Source organism: Sphingomonas sp. BL-S-25, from assembly GCF_055521555.1.
The window spans coordinates 786,393-806,970 of record NZ_CM145486.1; the positions used below are offsets into that span (position 1 = coordinate 786,393).

Consider the following 20,578-nt stretch of genomic DNA (forward strand, 5'->3'; position numbering starts at 1 on the left):
AGGGAGTATGACGTGTTTAAACTGAACCGACGTTTGGCGCTGCTTGGGGGCGCCGCGACGCTCGCCGCCTGTTCGGCAGGGGCGCCGCTGGGCGCGAAACCCGCCGGCCCTTCGCGCTTCGTGACCGTCAGCGGCACCGGCTTCCGCCGCGACGGCAAGCCCTATCATTATGCCGGCGCCAATATCTGGTACGCCGCCTGGCTGGGCGCCGACACCGATTATGGCAATCGCGGCCGGCTGGGGCGCGAGCTCGACCGGCTGAAGGGCCTGGGCGTGCGCAACCTGCGCATCCTGGGATCGGGCGAGCTGTCGCCGCTGAAGAACTCGATCACGCCCGCCTTCCGCGATCAGAGCGCGACCTATAACGAGGACCTGCTCAAGGGCCTCGACGTGACGCTGGCGGAGATGGCCAAGCGCGACATGACCGCGGTCATCTACCTGACCAATTTCTGGGAATGGTCGGGCGGCATGATGACCTATCTCTACTGGGTCAATGGCGGCCGCTACATCAACATGAACGACCCCGCCCATCCCTGGCCGCAATTCGCCGACTGGAATGCCGACTTCTACACCAGCGGCAAGGCGCAGGAGATGTACCGCGACTATATCCGCGCGGTCGTCTCGCGCATCAACAGCGTCACCGGCAAGCCCTATGCCCAGGATCCCACGATCATGGCGTGGCAGCTGGCCAACGAACCGCGCCCGGGCGGGTCGGACAAGGTGGCGGTGCCCAACCTGCCCCATTTCTATCGCTGGGTCGAGGAGACGGCGCACTATATCAAGACGCTGGACCCCAACCATCTCGTCTCGACCGGGTCGGAGGGGCTGAAGGGATCGATCGAGCGCGAGGAAGTCGCGCTGACGACGCACCGCGCGCCGTCGATCGACTATCTGACCGCGCATATCTGGCCCAACAACTGGAGCTGGATGGACGCGGGCAAGCTCGCCGAAACCTATGACGGCGGCGCGGCGAAGGTCGCGACCTATATCGACGCGCATATTCGCATGGCCACGATGCTGAACAAGCCGTTGGTGATCGAGGAATTCGGCTATCCGCGCGACGGGCAGGATGCGTTCGATCCCAAGATCGGCACGACGTTCAAGGACCGATTCTACCGCCAGATCTACACCGCGGTGGAAACCAATGCGAAGGCGGGCGGACCGCTGGTCGGATCGAACTTCTGGGCCTGGAACGGCGAGGCGCGCACCCCGCATGCCGACTATCGGTTCCAGCGCGGCGACCTGGGCTATATGGGCGATCCCCCGCACGAGCCGCAGGGCTGGTACGGCGTGTTCGATACCGACAGCTCGACCCAGGCGATCATCCGCGATCACGCAGCGGTGATGGCCGCGCTGTGAAGCTGGATCGCCGTGGGGCGATGACGGCGGCGGCGGTTCTGGGCCTGGCGCATGGCGCGCCGGCCTGGGCTGCCCTGCCCGACCGCACGCTCAGCAACCCGCGCGCCACGCCCGCCGCGCGCCGGCTCTACGCCTATCTGTGGAGCCAGTATGGGCGAAAGACGCTGACCGGGCAGCAGGAACAGGGTTCGGCCCCGCCCAACCCCAATGGCGAGCTCGACTATCTGCAGCGGGTGACGGGCAAGCTGCCCGCGATCCTCGGCCTCGACTATATCGACCCCGCCGACAATGACGCGGTCAACGACCGGGCGACGCAATGGGCACGCACCGGCGGCATCGTCACGATCTGCTGGCACTGGGGCGCGCCCGATGTCGGCACGGGATACGAGAATTCGAAGAAGGATTTCGACCTCGTCGCTGCGCTGAAACCCGGCACGCCGCAAAACGCAGCGATGATGCGCGACATCACCGAGGTCGCCCGGCTGCTCGCGGTGCTGCGCGATCGCGGGGTGCCCGTGCTGTGGCGTCCGCTCCACGAATTCAGCGGCACCTGGTTCTGGTGGGGGCGGCACGGGCCGGAAGCGTTCAAGGCGCTCTGGGCGCTGATCTACGACCAGTTCACCCGCGTCCACCGGCTCGACAATCTCATCTGGGTGCTCGGCTGGGCCGGCCAGAATGTCGATCCCGCCTGGTATCCCGGCCGCGCGACGGTCGATGTCGCGGGCGCGGACATCTACGTCCAGGACCACGGCAATCTCGCGCCGATGTTCGCCCAGGTGAAGGCGATCGTCGGCGATACGCTGCCGATCTGCCTCCACGAGAACGGCCCGGTGCCCGACCCTGCCCTGCTCGGCCCATCGGCCGACTGGCTGTGGTTCATGACCTGGCACACGCGCTGGCTGACCGGCGCCGACCAGAACACACCGGAACAGCTGCGCCGCGACTTCAACTCGCAGCGCTATCTGACCAAGGACGAGCTGCCGGGCTGGCTGCGCGTCAAGGGCTGAGGATGGGGCGCCGTGTTCCGGATCAGCGCATGGTCCGGAACGCGGCGCGCACCTCGTCGACAAAGGCTGCAGGATTTTCCATCGCGGCGAAATGCCCGCCATGATCGGGCGTTCCGTAATGCCGCAGATCGCCGAACCGCGCCTCGGCCCAGCGCCGCGACAACCGCACCGCCTCTCCGGGGAACATGCTGATACCGGCTGGTAGCGGCACCGGCGCATCGGGCATGCCCTTCGCCATTTCCTGCGCCGCCTCCCAATAGAATCGCGCCGCGCTGGGCCCGGCATTGGGTAACCAGTAGAGCATGATGTCGTCGATCAGATGATCGAGCGCGAACACCCGCTCGGGCGCGCCGCCGCTGTCGGAGACATCCTGAAACAGCGCATAGATCCATGCCGCCAGCCCCACCGGCGAGTCCGCCAGCGCAAATCCCACCGACTGCGGCCGGGTGCATTGCAGCTTCATATAGGCCGAGAAATGCTGGTCGTAGCGCGCGGCGTCGGCCAGCATCGCTCGCTCCTCCGCGGTGGCCCCCGCGACCTCCTCCTGCGTCGGCCGGAACGGCACGAAGTTGAGGTGGATGCCCGCCAGCCCAGGCGCGCGCATATGCGCCAGTGTCGTCGTGACTGCCGCGCCCCAGTCGCCGCCCTGCGCCAGCCAGCGCTCGCCATAGCCCAGTCGTGTCATCAGCGCCGCCCAGGCGGCAGCCGTGCGCCCCACGCCCCAGCCCGGCTCCTGCGGCTGATCGGAAAAGCCGAAGCCGGGCAGCGCTGGAATGACAAGGTGAAAGGCATCGCGCGCCTCCCCGCCATGCGCGCGCGGATCGCTGAGCGGGCCGATCACCTCGCGGAACTCCAGGACCGATCCAGGCCAGCCATGCGTCAGCAGCAGCGGCACCGCCTCGGGCTCGGGCGACCGGACATGAAGGAAGTGGATGCCCAGCCCGTCGATGGTCGTGCGACTGCTTCCCCACCCGTTCAGCAACGCCTCGGTCGCGCGCCAGTCATGGCCACCCTGCCAGCGTTCGACGAGCGCGCGGATGCGCTCGCGCTGCGGCCCCTGAGACCCGTCGCTGACGGTGTCTGCGCCCGCCCAGCGCGTCATGCTCAGTCGGTCCGCGAGATCGTCCAGCGCCAACTGCGGAACCTGTATCGGAAAGGCCGTGACGGCAGCGTCGCCGCTCACGGCCGGACGCCGCGACATAGAGGCGAAAGAGGCAGGTGGGATGCAATCATGGCAGGCTCCAAATAACTGAACTAAACCGTTCAGTTCGGTTAAACCGCGATCGCCGCTACAGGTTGCACGATGACGATCGACGCCGACATGAAAAGCTCTGCCCGACCCCGCCGACGCGGCGGCCGCCCGCCCGCCGACCGGGCCGGTGAGGTCGATCGCCGTATCCTCGACGCCGCGACGACGCTGTTCCTGCGCCAGGGCTATGACGCGACGAGCTGCGACCTGGTCGTGGCCGAGGCGGGCGCCGGCAAGGCGAGCCTCTATGCCCGCTATGCCAACAAGGAGGCGTTGTTCGCCGCGGTGGTGCGCGACATGGTCGACCGGACCCTCCTGCCCTCGGTCGACCTGCCGAGCGACGCGCCCGCGTCCGAGCGGCTGCGGCGGGTGGGTCACACCTTGCTCGCGCATGCGCTGGCACCCGACGCCGTGGCGTTGATGCGCGTGGTCCTGACGACCGCGCATCGTATGCCCGAGCTTGCACGACTGGTCGACCGGATCGGCCGCGACGGCGGGACCGCCTGTGTGGCGCATGCGCTGGCCGGTCCAGAGGCCGCGCGGGCGGCGACCCAGCGTGCCGAAACGGTCGCGCGCCGCTTCATCGACATGGTCTTCATCCCTCAGCAGATGCGGGCGCTGATGGGGGACGACCCGGCCGAGCTGGCCGCCTCCGCCACCATGCGGATCGACGAGGCGATCGCCCTGCTCGATGCCGGGGGATTGCTGAGCGGGTTCGACTGACCTCCCCGGTCCCGCGCGAACCGCAAGTCCCTAGTCATCGCGGGAACCTGACGCCATGCCCTGCATTATGACAACATGTTGTCGTTTTGACAGGATGATGACTTTATGTCGGAACCGTTCGATCAGGAGCGCGTGCGCGCGCTGGTCCTCGCCATCTTCCAGGCCAATGGCCGGCTGACCGAGGCCGGAACGGCGCTCGTGCAGCCCGCCGGCCTGACGACCGCCTGGTGGCAGGTGCTCGGCGCGCTCGGCTATGCCCCGCACCCGCTGCCCGTAGCGCATATCGCGCGCAACATGGGTCTCAGCCGACAGGCGGTGCAGCGTGTCACCGACCTGCTGGCCGACCGGGGCTATGTCCGGCTCGAGCCCAATCCGCATCATCGTCGCGCCAGGTTGGTCGTGCTGACCGAAGCCGGCCGACGGGCGCTCGAAACTGCCGAGGCGGCGGTCGTCCCGTTGGACCGCACGATCTTCGATCGCCTCGGTTCCGACCGCCTGACCGCGGCCACCGCCGCGCTGCACGACTTGAGCGCGGTTCTCGACGCCTGTCTGACGGCTGCCGAAGCCGCCCGCACCCCCCGCCAGGAGACGCTGAAATGACTGATAGCACGACCCCGTCCCACTATGACGCCGACGTGATCATCGTCGGCGGTGGACCGATCGGACTGACCACCGCTTGCGCGCTCGCCCATCACCGCGTGCCCTTTCGGCTGTTCGAGCCGCGGCGCGAGCCCAAGCCGCATTCGCGCGCCAACAATCTATGGGCACGACCGCAGGAGCTGCTCGCCAGCATCGGCATCCGCGACGCGATCGCCGAAAAGGCTTATGCGATCACGCAGGTCAACACGCTGCTGAACGGCCGCCCGGTCGATCCGGTGCCGATCGCCGACGTGCCCAGTCCCTATGGCCCCGTCCTCTATAGCGGCCAGGACGTGATCGAGACCGTTCTCAGCCAGCAGGCCGAGGCGAAGGGCGGCAGCATCGAGCGCGGACGCAAGGTGGTCGGGTTCGAACAGGACGCCGACGGCGTCACCGTGACGGTCCAGTCGGTCGATGCGGACGACCCGGACAAGACCGTCGGCCCGGTCGAGACGCTGCGCTGCCGCTATCTGGTCGGCGCAGATGGCGGCGCCGGCTTCATGCGACGCGAACTGGGTCTCGATTTCGAGCCGCAGAAACTGCCGCACTGCATGAATCGTCAGCTCGACGCGAAGCTCAGCTGGCGCAGGTCGACCGACCACGACCATCTATGGTTCTTCTATTATCCGCGCGGCTTTTGCGGGGTGATGCCGGTCTGGGGCGGCTATCACCGACTATTCTTCCTGTCCGACGACCGCGGCATTCCCGACCGCGACCCGACGCTGGAGGAAATGCAGGCGATCGCGCGTGAGGTGACCGAGGACGAGACGCTGACCCTGACCGATCCGGTCTGGCTGACGCACAGCCGGTTCCAGCACGGCGTCTCGCCCCATTATGCCAAGGGCCGCGTGTTCCTGGTCGGCGATGCCGGGCACCTGACGCTGCCCGCGGGCGGCCAGGGCATGAACGCCGGGCTGCACGACGCGGTCGGCCTCGCCTGGCGACTGGCGATGGTGCTGGACGGCAAGGCGACGCCTTTGCTGCTCGACTCCTATGATGCCGAGCGCGGCGCGGAACATCGTCGTCTCGACGGTCAGCAGGTGCGCGGGTTCCAGAACAGCGTCTATCGCGGCCCCGTCAAGGATGCGGCGATGGATGTCGCGGCGCGCTTCATTCCCAATATCGGCACGCTGATCCAGGGCAGCGCCGACCTCCAGCAGCTGACCGTCGCCTATCCCGACAGTCCGCTCAGCGAGGATCATCTGCGCGGCCTGCGCGACATTGTCCGCCGTCATGTGCCGCGCGCCGGCGAGCGTGCGCCCGATGCGACGCTGGTCGCCGCCGACGGGTCGCAGACGCGAGTGTTCGACCATCTCTACAATGCGGATGGCCACAGCTTCGGCTGGGCGCTGCTGTGCTTCGACGGGCGCGATGCGTCCGCGATCGAGCTGCTGCGCGCGGCACGCGAGCGCGTCCGCCCCTGGGACATCGTGCGCCCGCGCTTCGTGCTGAGCGCCGCCGTGCCGGCGAGTGGCGATCCGGTGCCGCTGTCCGACCTCGATGGCGAAGCGCACGCGGCCTATGGCCTGGACATACCCGCGCTGATCCTTGTCCGTCCGGACGGCCATATCGCCTATCGCGGCAGCGCCGACCGCCCCGACCTGCTTCGCGGCTATTGCGAGCGCGTCTTCGGACATGCGGATCGTGAGCAAGGGGCTGAGGCCGAACGTCGCGAGGATACGCCCGATGCCGACGCGATGACGGACGACGTACCGGAATCGCTGCGGGTCGACGCGTAACGATCGCATGACGGGTGCGACCGGCTCGGCCGGCCGCACCCGTCACAAGGCGGCGATGCCGATGCGGTCGTGCACGCGGCGCCGGTCGTTCACGTCATCGTTCGCGGCTGCTCGTAGTCCGCCGCGACGGGCTCCTACGGCTTCGCTTCGCGTGCCAGCGGCATTGTCAGGCAGTGGATCCCGCCGCCGCACGCCGCGAATTGCGAGATGTCGATCACCTCGACCTTGAACCCCGCCTTGATCAGCTCCTGCTCTACCCGCGCATGTCCCGCCGCGGCGACGATCGTCTGCCCGTCGACCGACAGGATGTTGCAGCCGAGCTTGCGGCCTTCCTTGTACGACACGGGCAACAGCGTGATGCCGCGACCCTCCATCTGCGCGATGAAGCCGTCGCTCAGCACGTCGGTGCAGGCAAGCGCGGTGCGGCGGTCGAGCATGCAGAAGATCGTGTCGAGGTGCAGGAAATGCGGGTCGAAGGGATGGATGATCGCCTCCCATCCGCGCTGGCGGAACAGCCCGGCCAGCGCCTCGCTGCCGGCGCGGTCGGTCCGCTCGCCCGAACAGCCGATCACGACCAGCCCGGGCCGCACGATGCACACATCGCCGCCCTCGATCGTCCCTTCGCGGATCCGCGCGACCGGCCGGATGTCGCTTGCGGTCAGCGCTTCGACGAGGTGATCGACCTCGGCCGCACGGTGACCGAGCGCGGGATTGAGCGCGACGACGCCCCAGGGCGTGGTCACCGCCGCATCGCGGGTGAAGCACAGATCGGCCAGTCCCTCGGCGGCGGGAATGACGTGACAGGCCACCCCATGCCGCTCGAGCAGATCGATCAGCGCCCGATGCTGCCGCATCGCGCCGTCGCGGTCGGTGGCGAAGCCATCGAGCAACTTCTCCCGCGTCACCGAACAACAGGGCACCGGCTCCAGATAGGTCGGCGCGCCGAGCATGACATCGGTCAGCCGGTCGCTCTCGCACTCGACCCGCCACGGCGACGCCGCCATCGCCTCGACGGTCCGACCACCTGCACCTTCTTCGAAAACCAGCTTCATCGTGCCTCCAGGGCCGGGTCAACCCGTTGAAGACACTGGGGTTCCGCCGTCGACAGGCCGGCTTGCGTCATGCTGCCCGAGGCAAATTGCGATTCCGTCGCCCGATCCGAGAACCAGGAGCCGCGATGGGCGTTTCCTCGCGCAAACCTCAGAACAGGACGAATCCATGAAGACGACCGGCAGCACCATCCTGATCACCGGCGGCACCAGCGGCATCGGCCGGGCGCTGGCGGAGGCGCTGCATGATCGCGGCAATCGCGTCATCGTCACCGGCCGCCGCCAGGCGCTGCTGGACGAGATCGCCGCCGCCCGCCCCGGCATCACCGGGATCCAGGCCGATCTGAGCAATCCGGCGGACCTCGACCGCTTTGCCGCCACGGTGCGCGAGCGGTTTCCGGAGCTCAACATCGTCTTTGCCAATGCCGGCATCTCGCGCGGCGAGGACGTTACCTCGGACGACTGGACGACTGACGATGCCGAGGCGATGGTAGCGACCAACATCGTCGGCACGATGCGCCTGGCCGCTGCCCTGCTCCCGCATCTTCGGCGGCAGGCGGACGCCAGCTTCGTCGCAACCACCTCGAACCTCGGCTTCGTGCCGCTGGCCAGCTACCCCGCCTATAGCGCGACCAAGGCTTTCCTGCATTCCTGGCTCCAGTCGCTGCGCCATCAGCTGCGCGACACCAGCGTCGAGGTGCTCGAACTCTCGCCGCCCTATGTGCAGACCGAGCTGTCCGGGCCGGCCCAAGCGACCGACCCCCACGCCATGCCGCTGGACGCCTTCATTACCGAGGTGGTCTCGATCCTCGAGCGCGGCGACCATCCGGACGGCGAGGTGCTGGTCGCCCACGACCGCCGCGTCCGCACCGCCGAACGCGACGGCCACTATGCCGAGGTCTTCGCGTCGATGAACCCGGCCTGAGTCCGTCGCGGCCGCGAGCGACGGCGCGCTCGGTCATTCCCGCCGCGCGGTCGGATCGACGCTGCGGATCGATCGGTCGAGGCTGCGCAGCAGCGCGGCGGCGACCAGTGCGATTCCGGCGAGCAGCGCGAAGAAGCTGGCGGGATCGGTGCGGCTCCACAGCGTACCGACCAGCCCGGCCGACAGGCTGCCGGTGAAGATCGCCAGATACCAGGCCGCGACCGTCGTGGCGCCAAGGCGCGGCGGCGCGAGCCGGGCGAACAGGCCCAGGCCGGTCGGCAGGACCAGCAGCTCGCCGAAGGTGAAGATCGCGAAGAACAGCACGAACCACAGCCACCCGCTACGCTCGCCGCCATTGCTCCATGCGACTGCGGCGAGCAGCAGATAGGCGAGGGCGATCACCACTGCGCCGGTCGCCATCCGCCGCGCGGGCGACGAATCGCGCCCCTCATCGGCGCGCCGCCGCCACCAGACCAGCAGGCCCGGCGTCATCAGCATGACGAGCAGCGGGTTCAGCGACTGGAACCAGGTCATCGGAATGGTGAAGCTGCCGATGCGGCGATCGACCCCGGTGTCCGCCCACAGGGCGACCGTATTGCCGACCTGCTCGTAGGCGCCGCGAAACACGGTGACCGACAGCGCGACGCCCACCAGCACCATGAAGGTGCGGCGATGATCTGCCCAGCGCATCGGCGGCGCGTCCGCCGTCGCCTGGCGGGGCGCCTCCGCGGGCAGATAGCGCTGCCCCCACAGATAGATCAGCAGGCCGAGCACCATGCCGATGCCCGCCGCGCCGAAGCCGTAATGCCAGCCATAGAATTCGCCGAGCGTCCCGCAGATCAACGGCGCGAGAAACCCGCCGATGTTGATGCCGACATAATAGACATTATACGCCCAGCTGCGCCGCGGATCGCCGGGCCCGTAGAGGTCGTTGATCTGGCTCGGCAGGCTGGGCAGGAACAGCCCGTTGCCAAGCGCGATCGTTCCCAGCGCGAAATAGAAGAGCGGCTCGAACGCCATCATGAAATGGCCCAGCGCCATGATGCTGGCGCCCAGCACCACCGCGCGCCGCTTGCCCAGCAGCCGGTCGGCGATCACCCCGCCGACGATCGGCGTGAAATAGGCGCAGGCGGTATAGGCGCCATAGACGAACGAACTGTGCCCCTGCCCCAGCAGCAGCTCCTTGGTCATGTAATAGACCAGCAGCGCGCGCATGCCGTAATAGGAGAATTGCTCCCACATGTTCGTCAGGAACAGCACGGTCAGGCCGCGCGGCTGGCCGAACCAGGTGGGATCGGAGGCCGAGGGCGGGACCGGCTGCGTCATGCGGCGGCCCCCTGTCCCGCGCCCCAAACCGTCTCGTCGCTCCATACCGCGCCGTCGCGATAGAGCATGCCTGGCGCGCGATCCTCGGCCAGGAAGGTCGGGCCGTCCAGGTCGACCAGGCCGCACAGCTGGCCGACGATGAATCCGGGTGCGGCGCCCAGGCTGCTGCACACCATGCACCCGACCATCACTTCAAGTCCCGCATCGCGGGTCGCCTGCGCGATCATCAGCGCCTCGGTCAGCCCGCCGCATTTGTCGAGCTTGATGTTGAACACGTCGAACCGGCCGACCAGCCCGGGGACATCGGCCAGCGTCAGCGCGCTCTCGTCCGCCGCGATCGGGATCGGGGAGTCGAGCCCCTCCAGCCCCGCCTCCTGTCCGCGCGGCAGTGGCTGCTCGATCAGCGAGACGCGCTGTTCCCCCATTGCGGCGACCAGCGCGTCGAGATCGCCAGCGGCGAACCCCTGATTGGCATCGACGCCCAGCCAGACATCGGGCCGCGCCGCGCGGATCGCGGCCACACGGGCATTGTCGAGATCGAGGTCGCCGGTCAGCTTGACCTTGATCGATTGCGCGTCGCGGTAGGCGATCGCCTGATCCGCCATCGCCGCCGGGTCGCCGGCGCCGATGGTGAAGGTGGTGCGCAGCGGCCGCGGCGGCTCGAGCCCGGCAAGCGCCCAGACCGGCGTTCGCGTCCGCCGCGCCTCCAATTCCCACAGCGCGGCATCGATGGCGTTGCGCGCGCCGCCCGCGGGCAGGACATGGCGCAGTTCCTCGCGCGAGAGACCCGCCTCGATCGCGCCGCGCGCCTGCTCGACCGCGGCCAGCATCGCGGTCACGTCGTCGCCCAGATAATAGACGCCCGACGCCTCGCCTCGGCCATTATGGGTGCCGTCGCCGACCGTGACGACGACGGCGTCGCACCCATCGAAGACCCGGCCGGAAATTCGGAACGGGGCGGCCAGCCGCAGGCGTTCGACCGCGACGTCAAGGCTGTAGCGTGTCATCATGCGCCACCCTCAGGGGATACGAGTGTCGCGCGCACCCGCTCGCAAGAAGGTCGCGCGAGATCTGTCGCGGGCATTGCGGTGTCACGGTGAGCGTCGGTCATTCAGTCCCCCTGCAATGCCGGCCGGCAAATTGATCTCCAATTGGGATTGCTATTTTCCGATCAGGATAATTGCAAGCAATGCTTTAGATGGCGCCGAGGCGCGGCCCGGCCGCCGCCGCCGGCGCAGGAAGGTTCCGCCCATGCCGCCGAACGGCTCGGCGTAGCTGTCATGGTCGAGCGACTTGATGAAACGCACCAGGAAGATGAACGGCCAGCCGGAACGGAGTAGGCCGCTGGTCTAGGCCTTGCTTGAGATATCCAATGCCGCGCTTCGCCGCCTGTCGCCCACGTCAGGGATGGCGAAGGCCATCGCCTATGGCACGCAGCGCTGGCCGGCACTGTCGCGCTTCCCGGGTGCTGGTCGCCTGGAGATCGACAACACGATCGCCGGGTGTGCGCTACGCGGTGTTGCCATCGGACGCCGCTACAGGCTTTTCGCCTGCTCTCGCGCAGATGGCGAACGGGCCGCTACAGGCTTTTCGCCTGCTCTCGCGCAGATGGCGAACGGGCCGCTGCCGTCTACATCGTCATCCAGACCTGCAAGGCGAACGGCGTCGACGCCCAAGCCCATATCGCCGACGTTATCGCCAAAGTGGCCGACGACTGGCCTGCAAGCCGGTGGGACCAACTGATGCCGTGGAACTGGGTCCCCGAACCTGCCAGACTGGCGGCATGAGCGCCGAGACCATCGCCCGCCTGTATATCGTCCTGGACGATATCGAACCCGTCATCTGGCGCCGGGTCGATGCGCCAGTCACCGCCAGCCTCAAGATGCTTCACGACATCGTCCAGGCTGCGATGGGTTGGGAGGACTGCCATCTGTGGCAGTTCGAGGCCGGCGACCGGCGCTACGGCATCCCCGACCCGATGTGGCCGGAGAGCGGCATGACCGCTGCAAAGAACGTGAAGCTCGCGACGCTCATCGACCAGGGTGTGCGGGAACTCGCCTACACCTACGACATGGGTGACGAGTGGCGGCACACCATCACCGTCGAGACAGTCGGTCCCGGCGAACCCGACGTCAAATATCCGCGCTTCGTCGATGGCGCCCGGCGCTGCCCGCCCGAGGATGTCGGCGGCTTGCCCGGGTTCGAGATGTTCCTCGATGCCATGGCCGAGCCCAAACACGAGGAACACGACCGCTTACGCGAATGGTATGGCGGGTCCTACAACGCAGACGACATCGACGAACGCCTCACCGGCCGCGCCGTCGCCGCCATCGCCATCCGCCGCCATGCAGGCAAACTCGCCTACCAGAAACACCGCGCTCAACAGTGAGGCGGCTTAACGGCTACGCTTACCGGCCAACTGACCGTTCGGCGCATTGAGGAAGGGGGCACCCTGGTCCTGCTCACCATGCCGGTCAGGATCGCCTATGGCTCGAAGACGCCGGTGGCTCTCGCCTGGGTGAGGCGCTAGTGCGGTCGCATGCGAACCATTCGGAGTTCGCCGGCCGGCGCGCCTTGAAGCATTTCAGGTCGTCTCGCTTTTACGCGGCGGCGAACCAGCCTTTGGATTTTAGCCGGTCAAATGCGATGGCGACCTGACGCTCGGTGAACATCTTTTTTCGATCATTCCATCCCCGAACCGCGGCAAGAGCCTTCTCAGGGGTATCAGCCCCCTCGCGGGTCGCCACCCAATGGACCGTCGCTAGCAGTTCCAGTCCATATGGTGTCTCGAAGCCGTCAACCAGATCAGCCACCTTGTTGAAGTGGGCGTGCGTCACTGATTCGTGCGCAAGCGATGCCTCTGCCTCCGGGATCGCGCCAGGTACGATAGTGAGTTCCTTATCCGGCCGATCGCCACCATCCTGATACCCCACGACGAAATGTCCCTCGACCTTGTTCAGGACATGCGAGAGGTTGGTGGCATAAGGGCCATAATGATGCTTGATGTAGTTCAGCCGGAGCGGCTGCCCGGATTCCTGCATGAAATACATCAGCTTCTGAACCTCGATCAGCGTCACGAACGGATCCATGAGCCCTTTCAGATAGCGATTCATGAGCACAATGAGCGCGGCGCGACCCGGCGTCATGTTAGGCACATTGCGCGACATGACCACCTCGGGCGCACCTTCAGGCGCATAGATCAGCACGTCGAGGTTAGGCACATCGTGTAACGCAGCTTCGATGCGGGTACGAACGTCATCCCAGTCCAGCCCGCCGAGGCCAGCGCCAAGCGGCGGTATGGCGATGGACTTGATCCCCCGCGCGTTAATTTCCTGAACCAGCGCAATCAGTCCGCTGTCGATGTCTTCTATCCGACTCTTGCCCTTCCAGTGCCGCTTGGTGGGAAAATTGATGATATAGCGCGGGTAGGTGAACGAGCCGGTGTCATAGATGAACATTTTACCCGGCTGCACCTCGCCGTCCTCGCAAGCGAGCGCATAGGCGCGGAAATTGGCCGGGAACGCTTTCTTGAACTGGAGCGCGATTCCGCGCCCCATGATGCCGACGCAGTTCACCGTGTTGACGATTGCCTCCACCTTCGCCTTCAAGATGTCGCCCGTTGTAAGTTCGATTTGCGCCATGCTCGTTCGCCCTCAATAATACCACGCCGGTCGAATGTGCACCGGGGGACGATGCACAGCGTCTGCGATGGCCTGCCCGGCCTGTTGACCTATCGCCTGATTGAACACACCAATTTGCTCGATCAGGTGCCAAGGAAACTGCCGTTCAAGCAGGAACTCCGCTTGCTTTTGCTCTTTTGTCGGACTCCCCGACCATTGGTCGGTCTGCACCGCGCTCCAATTGATGTCGCCAAGTTGTGCAAGATCGCAACGATCTTCGAAATAATAGGACCCAGCGTTTGACAGCGTAAACGCCCAACGTCGCCGCTCCGCCTGTGCCCAAGCGATAACCCGCGTGCAGATCGGCCACGAGGTGCACAATCGGGTTTTGACCGCCCCGGTACGCAAGCTCCGGGTTTCGGCGATGAATGAGATAGAGCATCACCGAGCGCGGGCAGAAATAGAATGGCACGCATTGACCGACGTGGAGGCCCGGATGACTTGCGAGTGTCAACTCGTTCATCCGACGCGCCTTGATAGTGTCATGCCGATGACGGTGCCATTGGCCGGATGCTGCGCCATGACTGCGTCAGAAAGCAGAAACTTGTCGGCAGCGATCGCCGCCAACTTGTCCACATGGACGATGTGATAATTTTGGGCCTGGCAGGTGCGGGCATCGTTAGGCGCTTTTGGTCCTCTTCGATCAGCCGCCAGCATCCACCAAATCGCCACCTCCGGTCAAATGAACTGCGCTACGGACGATGGCTCCTTCCAGGTGCCTGTTCGTGTTGGAAGCCTGGAGCGCAATGTCCATTCCAAAAGCAATCAGCCAACAAATGATCCGACGGCTGGAGGAGAATGGGACAAATTTCCAGCCCACCCCTATCTGGCGATTTCAAATAAAACTCTGGCTGGCGGCTGGTGGAGCTGAGGGGAATCGAACCCCTGACCTCTGCAGTGCGATTGCAGCGCTCTCCCATCTGAGCTACAGCCCCGCCACCGATCCCGGCATCGCCGGGAGGCGATCCAGATAGCGACGCTTCGGATGCGATGCAACTGGCTTGGCGACCATGCTGCGACTTGTTTTCGGCGTGCGGCGAACCGCCTGAACACGCTTTGTTTTTCCCGGAACTAACCTGCGTTTCATCCGCTGAATCGGCCATTGGACGCCCGAGCGTCCCTGTGCCCATCAAGCAGGAGAGTGAGATGAACGACCGTTATCCCGGTTTCGACAACGGCGATCACAGCTATTACGGCCCGCACGATCAGGAACATTTCCGCAGCCCGAGCACCGGCGGCAGCTATCGCGGCTCCAGCAGCGCGCGCGACTATGCGGCGGCCGGCTATCGCGGCGGCGACCGCGACCGCTGGGATCGAGGCGATCGAGGCGACCGCGGCTATCGCGGCGGTTATGAATCGCGTGGCTGGACCGGCGGGCGCGACGAGGATCGCGGCTATGAAAGCAGCTACGGCAGCTATTACCGCCCCGACTATCGCTCGGACGATCGCGGCTATGGCGCGCGTGGCGGTTATCGCCAGGACCGCTACCGCGACGAGAACCGCGGACGTGGCAGCTATGACCGCCGGCCCGAGGGCTATGGCAGCTATGACGATCGCGGCTTCTTTGCCCGCGCCGGCGACGAGGTCCGCTCGTGGTTCGGCGACGAGGAGGCGGAGCGCCGCCGCGAATATGACATGCGCCGCGACGAGGAGCGGATGCGCCGTGAGCGTATGGAAGACAGCCAGCGCGACGATCATTATCGCTCGTGGCGCAACGAGCGAATCTCGGAACTCGACCGCGACTATGACGAATATCGCAACGAGCATCGCCAGCGCTTCCAGAGCGAGTTCAACAGCTGGCGCACCGATCGTCAGGGCCAGCGCGACAGCCTGAACCGCGTGACCGAGCATATGGAGGTGGTCGGGTCCGATGGCGGCCATGTGGGCACCGTCGACAAGGTCCGCGGCGATCGCATCGTCCTGACCAAGAACGATACCGACGCCGGCGGCCATCACCACTCGATCCCGTCGCGCTGGATCCAGACCGTCGACGACAAGGTGACGATCCGCAAGACGGCGGACGAAGCCAAGGCGGCGTGGAAGGACGAGGAACGCAGCGCAATGTTCGGCAGCGATGACGACAAGCGCGGCAGCCACCGCGACCGCGGCAACGACTGGTCGAGCGACCACAACCTCAACAAGTCCTTCTCTGGCACCTATTGAGGCATGACAGCGCCGCCCGATCCGGGCGGACGCGGTGGGAAAGCCCCGGCGCCGCGCGCGCCGGGGCTTTCCTGCATTCAGGGCAAGCGCGTCACTTCAGAAAGTCGTTCAGCGCGGCCCGAAACGAATCGGGTTCGTCGAGCATGATGAAGTGATAGCTGCGGGGAAAGGCCACCAATGTCGCCCTGGACCCGGCATAGGCCCCCTCCCAAAACGGCCTGGCACGCGCCTCGCCCATGCCGGCGGCATAGAAGACGGTGAAGCGCGACGGCGCGATGCTCTTCAGCTTCGGGCGCAGGTCGGTGGTCAGATCCTCGTACATGGCCTGGGCGACGACGCGCGGGTCGGCCTGCGTCCCCCACATCGCGACCTTCCGCCGCCCCTCGGGCGTCATCGACATGTTGCCGCCGGGGTCGCCGGTAATCGCCGTCGCCGGGCGGCCATAGGTCGCGGCGATGCCGTCGCGCATCTGGCCCGCCCGCGCCTCGATCGCATCGACGCTGTCGGCACCAAAGATCGGGCCGATGAAGGGCAGCGCGTCGACCACCAGCAGCCGGCCGATATCGTCCGGATGCCGCTCCGCCAGCATCATGCCGACCAGCCCGCCCATCGAATGGCCGACCACCGCCGTACCCTGAAGCTTGTACTCGCGGATATAGGCGTGAAGCTCGGCAACGATGCCGTCGAGGATGCCGGGCTCGAGGTTGCTGCGCGGATCGTCGCCGCCAAAGCCATTGACCTGGACCAGATAGACACGGTGCGTCTTCGCCAGGTCGGGCGCGACCCCGTCCCACACCGCGCGCGGGCTGGACAGGCCGGGGATCAGGATCACCGGCGGCCCCTTGCCGATCGCCTTGACCGAGACATGCCCCATCTGAAGGATGTCAGGCGCCGCCTGGACCCGCGCGGCGACCGGCGCCCTTGCCTGAGCCGGCGCGAGCGCGGCGGCAAGCGACAGCGCCAGCGTCGCCGCCAGCCTCTTCGAAAATCGCGGCGTCATGATTCAGTCTCCTTGGACGGGTTCTGGAATATATCCTCGATCGGCATCGCGAACAGGTCGGCGATGCGGAAGGCGAGCGGCAGCGACGGGTCGTATTTGCCCGTCTCGATCGCGTTCACGCTCTGGCGCGACACCTCCAGCCGGTCGGCCAGCTCCTGCTGGCTCCAGGCGCGCTCGGCACGCAGCACGCGCAGCCGGTTGATCATTCGGCCGCCCCGCGCTCGCGCAGCGACAGGACGCAATGCGCAACGCCCCAGAAGAAGCACCAGCCGGGAAAGGCCCAGAAGCTGCTGATCTCGCCGACCAGCCCGTTCATCTGGAGGAAGCCGATCACCGTCGCCACCGACAGGATGCCGCCGATCCCGATCAGCATCGCGGTCACCACCTGGCCACGCAGATACTCGTCGCGCTCCTCGCGCAGATACAGGCCGATCACCGCGAGCACGCCGATGATCGGCAGTGCGGGCAGCACCGAAAGAACAACCAGCATTGCGCCCTGCGGATGCCAGCTCCGGATCCCCCAGGACACCGCGAACAAGGTCGCCACATAGAGAAGGATGGTCGGGAAGAAGCGCCGCAGATAGCGGTTCTGGGCGGGATTTCGGGAAACCATGTCTCGCACCCTTGTCAGTTAGTAAAGCGACCTTTACTCGCCTCAAATTGGGTGTCAAGCATGCTTGATAATTTGACACGCTCAGTTGAACATTAAAAAACCTTCATGTTACGTGGAATTACCGTTGTCGAGCTAATCGGTTGCGGTATTGCAACGACAGGAATCGGCGCGGGGGCATCGATCCAGGAGAGGAGCCTGCTTCATACGAACCGGCATTGCCGGTCGTGTGGACAGCGGTCTCGGCGGCCTGCTGGCCGTCCCCGTCATGAGGGCGAGAAGCGCAACCGGTCCATTGGGGGGACCCTTTGTGATGAAGTTGATTCAGTTGACTCGCTGCCTGACCGGCAATCATCACCGGGACCATGCCCGGCGCTGGAAGGACGGCACCAAGACCTACTCGGTCTGCACCGGCTGCGGACGCACCATGGTCCGGGTCTATGGCGAATGGCAGGTCAGCCGCGAAAAGGTGCGGCCGCCCGCCGACGCCTGACCGGTCAACCCAGCCGCGCGACCATGTCCCCGGCGAGCAGACTGAGCGTGTCGTCGCGCGCGCCCATCAGCACGATCCGGTCGCCCGCCCGCGCCTCGGCGATCAGCGCCGCGGCGGCATCGTCGCGCAGCGGAATGTGACGCGCGCGGCCACCGACATCGGCGACGATGTCGGCGCTGGTCACCTCGCGGCTGGTGGTGCCGCCATGATAGACCGGATCGGGCAGCACCAGCAGGTCGTCGGCACCCAGGCGCGCCCGGAACATCTCGACCAGCTCGCGCCGCATCACCTTCAGCGGGCCATAGCCGTGCGGCTGGAACAGGATCAGCAGCCGCCCGGGAAAGGCGTGCAGCGTGTCCAGCGTCGCTGCGATCTTGTCGGGGTTGTGCCCGAAATCGTCGATGACGGTCACGCCGCCGCCCTCGCCCACGCGCTCGAACCGGCGCTTCAGTCCGACGAAACCTTCGATCGCGGAAACCGCCTCCGCCGCATCGACGCCCGCCGCCACCGCCGCGGCGATCGCCGCCAGCGCGTTCGACACATTGTGCCGCCCCGGCACCGACAGCCGCACTCGCCGCACCGCGTCGCGGTGGACCAGGTCGAAGGCGATCGCATAAGGTTCGGGCACCAGATTGCGCGCCGACCAGTCGGCATCCCCCTCGACCGCGAATGTGACCACCTGCCCCGCACGCGACGCCAGCGCCGCCGCCTCCGCATCGCCGGCGTTGACGACAGCGGTCTGCGCCTTGGCGACGAAATCGCCGAACAGGATGCGCAATTCCTCCATCGACTTGTGGTCGAGGCTGACATTGTTCAGCACCGCGACCCTAGGCGAATAGAGCGCGATCGACCCGTCGCTCTCGTCCACCTCGCTGACAAAGGCATCGCCCTGCCCCACCAGCGCGCTGGCGAAGGGCGCGTCGGGCGAGGCGAAATTCTTCATCACCGCGCCGTTCATCACCGTGGGATCGCGGCCGCAGACGTGGAGGATCCACCCGATCATGCCAGTGACGGTCGACTTGCCGCTGGTGCCAGCGACGCCGATCGGCATGTCCGCCGCGTTGAACAGGCTGGCGAGCAGTTCCGCACGCGACAGCCGCGCCGCGCCTACCCGCTCGGCGGCGATCATGTCGGGCACGGTCGCCTCGATCGCGGCGCTGGCGACGACGATCAGCTCGCCCGACACGATGCCGCTGCCGTCCTGCGGGAACAGCGCGACGCCGCGCGACTTCAGGTCGTCGAACTTGGCGGGCAGCCGTGCCTGGTCCAGGCTGCGGTCCGACCCGGCGACGCTGGCGCCCTGTCCGGCGAGGATCATCGCCAGCGGCATCATGCCCGAACCGCCGATGCCGACGAAGAAGTAAGGTTTGCGATGATCCATGGCCTCGCGCTATCGCCGGTTCGCGCGGGGGGCAAGGTTCCTGCCGCCGCGTTCGGTCCGATCGGGCCGAAGCGTTGGGTTCGCTGGGTGTCTGGGCGCCGGCTGTTTTGGAGTTGAGACGCAATGCGCATCGGAGTGGTCGCGCCGGCACGAACGGTCACGCGGGAATCGGCGCTGCGCATGTCGGCCTTCATGGCGCTGACCTATCCGGCGCACGAGATCGTCTATCACCCGCAATGTTTCATGACCCAGGGTCATTTCGCCGGCCCAGACGAGGTTCGCGCAAAGGCGTTTCTCGAATTCGCAAACGATCCCGGTTTCGACGCGATCTGGTTCGCGCGCGGCGGCTATGGCTCGAACCGCATCCTGCACGAGGTGATGCCGCAACTGACCCCGGCGGCGCACAACAAGAGCTATATCGGCTATTCCGACATGGGGTTCATGCTCGGCGCGCTCTATGCCCGGCGGATCGGACGCCAGGTCCACGGATCGATGTCGAGCAGCATGGGCGTCGACGACACGGGCGAGGATGCCGGCTGGGTGCTGGGCTGGCTGATCGACGGCGACCGGCGCGGTCTCGAGCCCAGCCTGAAGACCGACCGCCGCCCGGCCGCCGCGTTCAACCTGGCGATCCTGACCGCGATGATCGGCACGCCCTGGCTGCCCGACCTGACCGACCATGTGCTGATGATCGAGGAAGTGAGCGAGCCGCTCTACCGGATCGACCGCATGCTGTTCCAGATGGCGCACGCCACCCAGCTGAAGGGCATCGCCGGCGTCCGCCTGGGCCAGGTGACCGACCTGCAATCGAACGACACCGACTTCGGCGAGACGCTGGAGCAGATGATCACCCGCTGGTGCCGCGAAATGGGCGTACCCTATCTCGGCCGCGCCGAGATCGGCCATGTCCGGACCAACCATGTGGTGCCGTTCGGGGTGATCTGAGCGAGGGGTCCGGCTCCGCCCGCTTCCGGTGGGCGAGGGAGGCTGGCCGGTCAGCACCTCCCACCCGCTCAATCCCTATGCGGAACGCGCCGCATCGCTGCGACGCGTTCCGTCATGGCTCACTGATATCCGCCTTCCTTGCGCTCTTCGGCGGCCTCCTCCTGCGCCTCTTCCATCTCTTCGGCTTCGGTGTCGGTTTCGGGATTGTGCTGTTCGGGGTCGATCATGTCGCTGCTCCGCGTTCGGGGGAAGCTTCAACGGCGGGGGCGCGGCGAGGTTTCACTGCTGAC

21 protein-coding genes, 1 tRNA gene and 2 pseudogenes are annotated in these 20,578 nt (G+C 66.5%); 11 read left to right on the forward strand and 13 right to left on the reverse strand.

Annotated elements, in window-relative coordinates:
* Positions 1 to 12 precede the first annotated feature (12 nt).
* Positions 13 to 1,359 (forward strand): glycoside hydrolase 5 family protein, encoded by a 1,347-nt coding sequence (locus ACZ1H8_RS03895; RefSeq protein WP_465180075.1) that lies wholly within the window; start codon positions 13 to 15, stop codon positions 1,357 to 1,359.
* Entirely contained in the window at positions 1,356 to 2,366 is a 1,011-nt protein-coding gene (locus ACZ1H8_RS03900) for a glycosyl hydrolase (protein ID WP_465180076.1), read from the forward strand. The genes ACZ1H8_RS03895 and ACZ1H8_RS03900 overlap by 4 nt, the downstream gene beginning before the upstream one ends.
* Before the next feature lie 22 nt (positions 2,367 to 2,388).
* On the opposite strand, the gene ACZ1H8_RS03905 is transcribed toward ACZ1H8_RS03900, so the two are convergent.
* Positions 2,389 to 3,549 (reverse strand): epoxide hydrolase family protein, encoded by a 1,161-nt coding sequence (locus ACZ1H8_RS03905; protein WP_465180077.1) that lies wholly within the window; start codon positions 3,547 to 3,549, stop codon positions 2,389 to 2,391.
* Between the two features lie 120 nt (positions 3,550 to 3,669).
* Between ACZ1H8_RS03905 and ACZ1H8_RS03910 the strand changes: the two genes are divergently transcribed.
* The 3 genes from ACZ1H8_RS03910 to ACZ1H8_RS03920 all read left to right on the forward strand — a co-directional run bounded on the left by ACZ1H8_RS03910 (position 3,670) and on the right by ACZ1H8_RS03920 (position 6,716).
* On the forward strand, positions 3,670 to 4,338 hold the full coding sequence (locus ACZ1H8_RS03910; protein ID WP_465180078.1) for a TetR/AcrR family transcriptional regulator: 669 nt from the start codon (positions 3,670 to 3,672) through the stop codon (positions 4,336 to 4,338).
* A gap of 105 nt (positions 4,339 to 4,443) precedes the next feature.
* A complete protein-coding gene (locus tag ACZ1H8_RS03915) occupies positions 4,444 to 4,938 on the forward strand; it encodes a MarR family winged helix-turn-helix transcriptional regulator (RefSeq protein ID WP_465180079.1) in 495 nt (164 codons plus the stop codon).
* Positions 4,935 to 6,716: an FAD-dependent monooxygenase gene (locus tag ACZ1H8_RS03920; protein ID WP_465180080.1), complete on the forward strand. Its 1,782-nt coding sequence runs from the start codon at positions 4,935 to 4,937 to the stop codon at positions 6,714 to 6,716. Before ACZ1H8_RS03915 ends, ACZ1H8_RS03920 begins: the two co-directional genes overlap by 4 nt.
* 134 nt (positions 6,717 to 6,850) lie before the next feature.
* Here ACZ1H8_RS03920 and ACZ1H8_RS03925 read toward each other — a convergent pair whose 3' ends face one another.
* The gene (locus ACZ1H8_RS03925; RefSeq protein WP_465180081.1) at positions 6,851 to 7,768 is read right to left on the reverse strand and encodes a dimethylarginine dimethylaminohydrolase family protein; all 918 of its coding nucleotides are present in this window, start codon (positions 7,766 to 7,768) and stop codon (positions 6,851 to 6,853) included.
* A gap of 166 nt (positions 7,769 to 7,934) precedes the next feature.
* Between ACZ1H8_RS03925 and ACZ1H8_RS03930 the strand changes: the two genes are divergently transcribed.
* Complete coding sequence (locus ACZ1H8_RS03930; RefSeq protein WP_465180082.1) at positions 7,935 to 8,690, forward strand: SDR family oxidoreductase; 756 nt, start codon at positions 7,935 to 7,937, stop codon at positions 8,688 to 8,690.
* A gap of 33 nt (positions 8,691 to 8,723) precedes the next feature.
* Here the strand turns inward: ACZ1H8_RS03930 and ACZ1H8_RS03935 are convergent, their stop codons facing one another.
* From ACZ1H8_RS03935 to ACZ1H8_RS03945, 3 genes are all read right to left on the reverse strand, one after another.
* Positions 8,724 to 10,016 (reverse strand): peptide MFS transporter, encoded by a 1,293-nt coding sequence (locus ACZ1H8_RS03935; RefSeq protein WP_465180083.1) that lies wholly within the window; start codon positions 10,014 to 10,016, stop codon positions 8,724 to 8,726.
* Positions 10,013 to 11,023 carry a dipeptide epimerase gene (locus ACZ1H8_RS03940; RefSeq protein WP_465181331.1) on the reverse strand — a complete coding sequence of 337 codons (1,011 nt, stop codon included), beginning with the start codon at positions 11,021 to 11,023 and terminating at the stop codon, positions 10,013 to 10,015. The genes ACZ1H8_RS03935 and ACZ1H8_RS03940 overlap by 4 nt, the downstream gene beginning before the upstream one ends.
* Positions 11,024 to 11,176: 153 nt before the next feature.
* Positions 11,177 to 11,323 carry a hypothetical protein gene (locus ACZ1H8_RS03945; protein ID WP_465180084.1) on the reverse strand — a complete coding sequence of 49 codons (147 nt, stop codon included), beginning with the start codon at positions 11,321 to 11,323 and terminating at the stop codon, positions 11,177 to 11,179.
* Positions 11,324 to 11,369: 46 nt separating this feature from the next.
* On the opposite strand from ACZ1H8_RS03945, the pseudogene ACZ1H8_RS03950 reads away from it, so the two are divergent.
* Both ACZ1H8_RS03950 and ACZ1H8_RS03955 read left to right on the forward strand, forming a co-directional pair.
* Positions 11,370 to 11,803, forward strand: a pseudogene (locus ACZ1H8_RS03950) (transposase domain-containing protein); the annotation flags it as partial.
* A complete protein-coding gene (locus tag ACZ1H8_RS03955) occupies positions 11,800 to 12,405 on the forward strand; it encodes a plasmid pRiA4b ORF-3 family protein (protein WP_465180085.1) in 606 nt (201 codons plus the stop codon). The pseudogene ACZ1H8_RS03950 and the gene ACZ1H8_RS03955, both read left to right, overlap by 4 nt.
* A gap of 211 nt (positions 12,406 to 12,616) precedes the next feature.
* Here the strand turns inward: ACZ1H8_RS03955 and darG are convergent, their stop codons facing one another.
* From darG to ACZ1H8_RS03975, 4 genes and pseudogenes are all read right to left on the reverse strand, one after another.
* Entirely contained in the window at positions 12,617 to 13,657 is a 1,041-nt protein-coding gene (darG, locus tag ACZ1H8_RS03960) for a type II toxin-antitoxin system antitoxin DNA ADP-ribosyl glycohydrolase DarG (protein ID WP_465180086.1), read from the reverse strand.
* Between the two features lie 12 nt (positions 13,658 to 13,669).
* Positions 13,670 to 14,044: a DUF4433 domain-containing protein gene (locus tag ACZ1H8_RS03965; protein ID WP_465181332.1), complete on the reverse strand. Its 375-nt coding sequence runs from the start codon at positions 14,042 to 14,044 to the stop codon at positions 13,670 to 13,672.
* A gap of 4 nt (positions 14,045 to 14,048) precedes the next feature.
* Positions 14,049 to 14,353 (reverse strand): annotated as a pseudogene (locus ACZ1H8_RS03970) (DUF4433 domain-containing protein); the annotation flags it as partial.
* 202 nt (positions 14,354 to 14,555) lie between these two features.
* Positions 14,556 to 14,631: transfer RNA gene (locus tag ACZ1H8_RS03975), tRNA-Ala, on the reverse strand.
* A gap of 211 nt (positions 14,632 to 14,842) precedes the next feature.
* Between ACZ1H8_RS03975 and ACZ1H8_RS03980 the strand changes: the two genes are divergently transcribed.
* Entirely contained in the window at positions 14,843 to 15,859 is a 1,017-nt protein-coding gene (locus ACZ1H8_RS03980; protein WP_465180087.1) for a DUF2171 domain-containing protein, read from the forward strand.
* A 91-nt stretch (positions 15,860 to 15,950) separates the two neighbouring features.
* Here the strand turns inward: ACZ1H8_RS03980 and ACZ1H8_RS03985 are convergent, their stop codons facing one another.
* The 3 genes from ACZ1H8_RS03985 to ACZ1H8_RS03995 are packed head-to-tail and all read right to left on the reverse strand — an operon-like array spanning position 15,951 to position 17,472.
* Positions 15,951 to 16,859, reverse strand: a complete 909-nt coding sequence (locus tag ACZ1H8_RS03985) for an alpha/beta fold hydrolase (RefSeq protein ID WP_465180088.1) — start codon at positions 16,857 to 16,859, stop codon at positions 15,951 to 15,953.
* A complete protein-coding gene (locus ACZ1H8_RS03990; RefSeq protein WP_110150438.1) occupies positions 16,856 to 17,065 on the reverse strand; it encodes a helix-turn-helix transcriptional regulator in 210 nt (69 codons plus the stop codon). Before ACZ1H8_RS03990 ends, ACZ1H8_RS03985 begins: the two co-directional genes overlap by 4 nt.
* Positions 17,062 to 17,472, reverse strand: coding sequence for a hypothetical protein (locus ACZ1H8_RS03995; RefSeq protein WP_465180089.1), 411 nt, complete (start codon positions 17,470 to 17,472; stop codon positions 17,062 to 17,064). Before ACZ1H8_RS03995 ends, ACZ1H8_RS03990 begins: the two co-directional genes overlap by 4 nt.
* 310 nt (positions 17,473 to 17,782) lie before the next feature.
* Between ACZ1H8_RS03995 and ACZ1H8_RS04000 the strand changes: the two genes are divergently transcribed.
* Entirely contained in the window at positions 17,783 to 17,962 is a 180-nt protein-coding gene (locus tag ACZ1H8_RS04000; protein ID WP_465180090.1) for a hypothetical protein, read from the forward strand.
* A 4-nt stretch (positions 17,963 to 17,966) separates the two neighbouring features.
* Here ACZ1H8_RS04000 and ACZ1H8_RS04005 read toward each other — a convergent pair whose 3' ends face one another.
* The gene (locus tag ACZ1H8_RS04005) at positions 17,967 to 19,343 is read right to left on the reverse strand and encodes a glutamate ligase domain-containing protein (protein WP_465180091.1); all 1,377 of its coding nucleotides are present in this window, start codon (positions 19,341 to 19,343) and stop codon (positions 17,967 to 17,969) included.
* Between the two features lie 123 nt (positions 19,344 to 19,466).
* On the opposite strand from ACZ1H8_RS04005, the gene ACZ1H8_RS04010 reads away from it, so the two are divergent.
* Positions 19,467 to 20,288: an LD-carboxypeptidase gene (locus tag ACZ1H8_RS04010; protein ID WP_465180092.1), complete on the forward strand. Its 822-nt coding sequence runs from the start codon at positions 19,467 to 19,469 to the stop codon at positions 20,286 to 20,288.
* Positions 20,289 to 20,578: the final 290 nt, after the last annotated feature.

Bases quoted from the DNA above. Each gene is read 5' to 3' on its own strand.
- ACZ1H8_RS03910 (WP_465180078.1), top strand. From the start codon at position 3,670: ATGACGATCGACGCCGACATGAAAAGCTCTGCCCGACCCCGCCGACGC.
- ACZ1H8_RS03915 (WP_465180079.1), top strand. From the start codon at position 4,444: ATGTCGGAACCGTTCGATCAGGAGCGCGTGCGCGCGCTGGTCCTCGCC.
- ACZ1H8_RS03920 (WP_465180080.1), top strand. From the start codon at position 4,935: ATGACTGATAGCACGACCCCGTCCCACTATGACGCCGACGTGATCATC.
- ACZ1H8_RS03925 (WP_465180081.1), bottom strand. From the start codon at position 7,768: ATGAAGCTGGTTTTCGAAGAAGGTGCAGGTGGTCGGACCGTCGAGGCG.
- ACZ1H8_RS03930 (WP_465180082.1), top strand. From the start codon at position 7,935: ATGAAGACGACCGGCAGCACCATCCTGATCACCGGCGGCACCAGCGGC.
- ACZ1H8_RS03935 (WP_465180083.1), bottom strand. From the start codon at position 10,016: ATGACGCAGCCGGTCCCGCCCTCGGCCTCCGATCCCACCTGGTTCGGC.
- ACZ1H8_RS03940 (WP_465181331.1), bottom strand. From the start codon at position 11,023: ATGACACGCTACAGCCTTGACGTCGCGGTCGAACGCCTGCGGCTGGCC.
- ACZ1H8_RS03955 (WP_465180085.1), top strand. From the start codon at position 11,800: ATGAGCGCCGAGACCATCGCCCGCCTGTATATCGTCCTGGACGATATC.
- darG (WP_465180086.1), bottom strand. From the start codon at position 13,657: ATGGCGCAAATCGAACTTACAACGGGCGACATCTTGAAGGCGAAGGTG.
- ACZ1H8_RS03980 (WP_465180087.1), top strand. From the start codon at position 14,843: ATGAACGACCGTTATCCCGGTTTCGACAACGGCGATCACAGCTATTAC.
- ACZ1H8_RS03985 (WP_465180088.1), bottom strand. From the start codon at position 16,859: ATGACGCCGCGATTTTCGAAGAGGCTGGCGGCGACGCTGGCGCTGTCG.
- ACZ1H8_RS03990 (WP_110150438.1), bottom strand. From the start codon at position 17,065: ATGATCAACCGGCTGCGCGTGCTGCGTGCCGAGCGCGCCTGGAGCCAG.
- ACZ1H8_RS03995 (WP_465180089.1), bottom strand. From the start codon at position 17,472: ATGGTTTCCCGAAATCCCGCCCAGAACCGCTATCTGCGGCGCTTCTTC.
- ACZ1H8_RS04000 (WP_465180090.1), top strand. From the start codon at position 17,783: ATGAAGTTGATTCAGTTGACTCGCTGCCTGACCGGCAATCATCACCGG.
- ACZ1H8_RS04005 (WP_465180091.1), bottom strand. From the start codon at position 19,343: ATGGATCATCGCAAACCTTACTTCTTCGTCGGCATCGGCGGTTCGGGC.
- ACZ1H8_RS04010 (WP_465180092.1), top strand. From the start codon at position 19,467: ATGCGCATCGGAGTGGTCGCGCCGGCACGAACGGTCACGCGGGAATCG.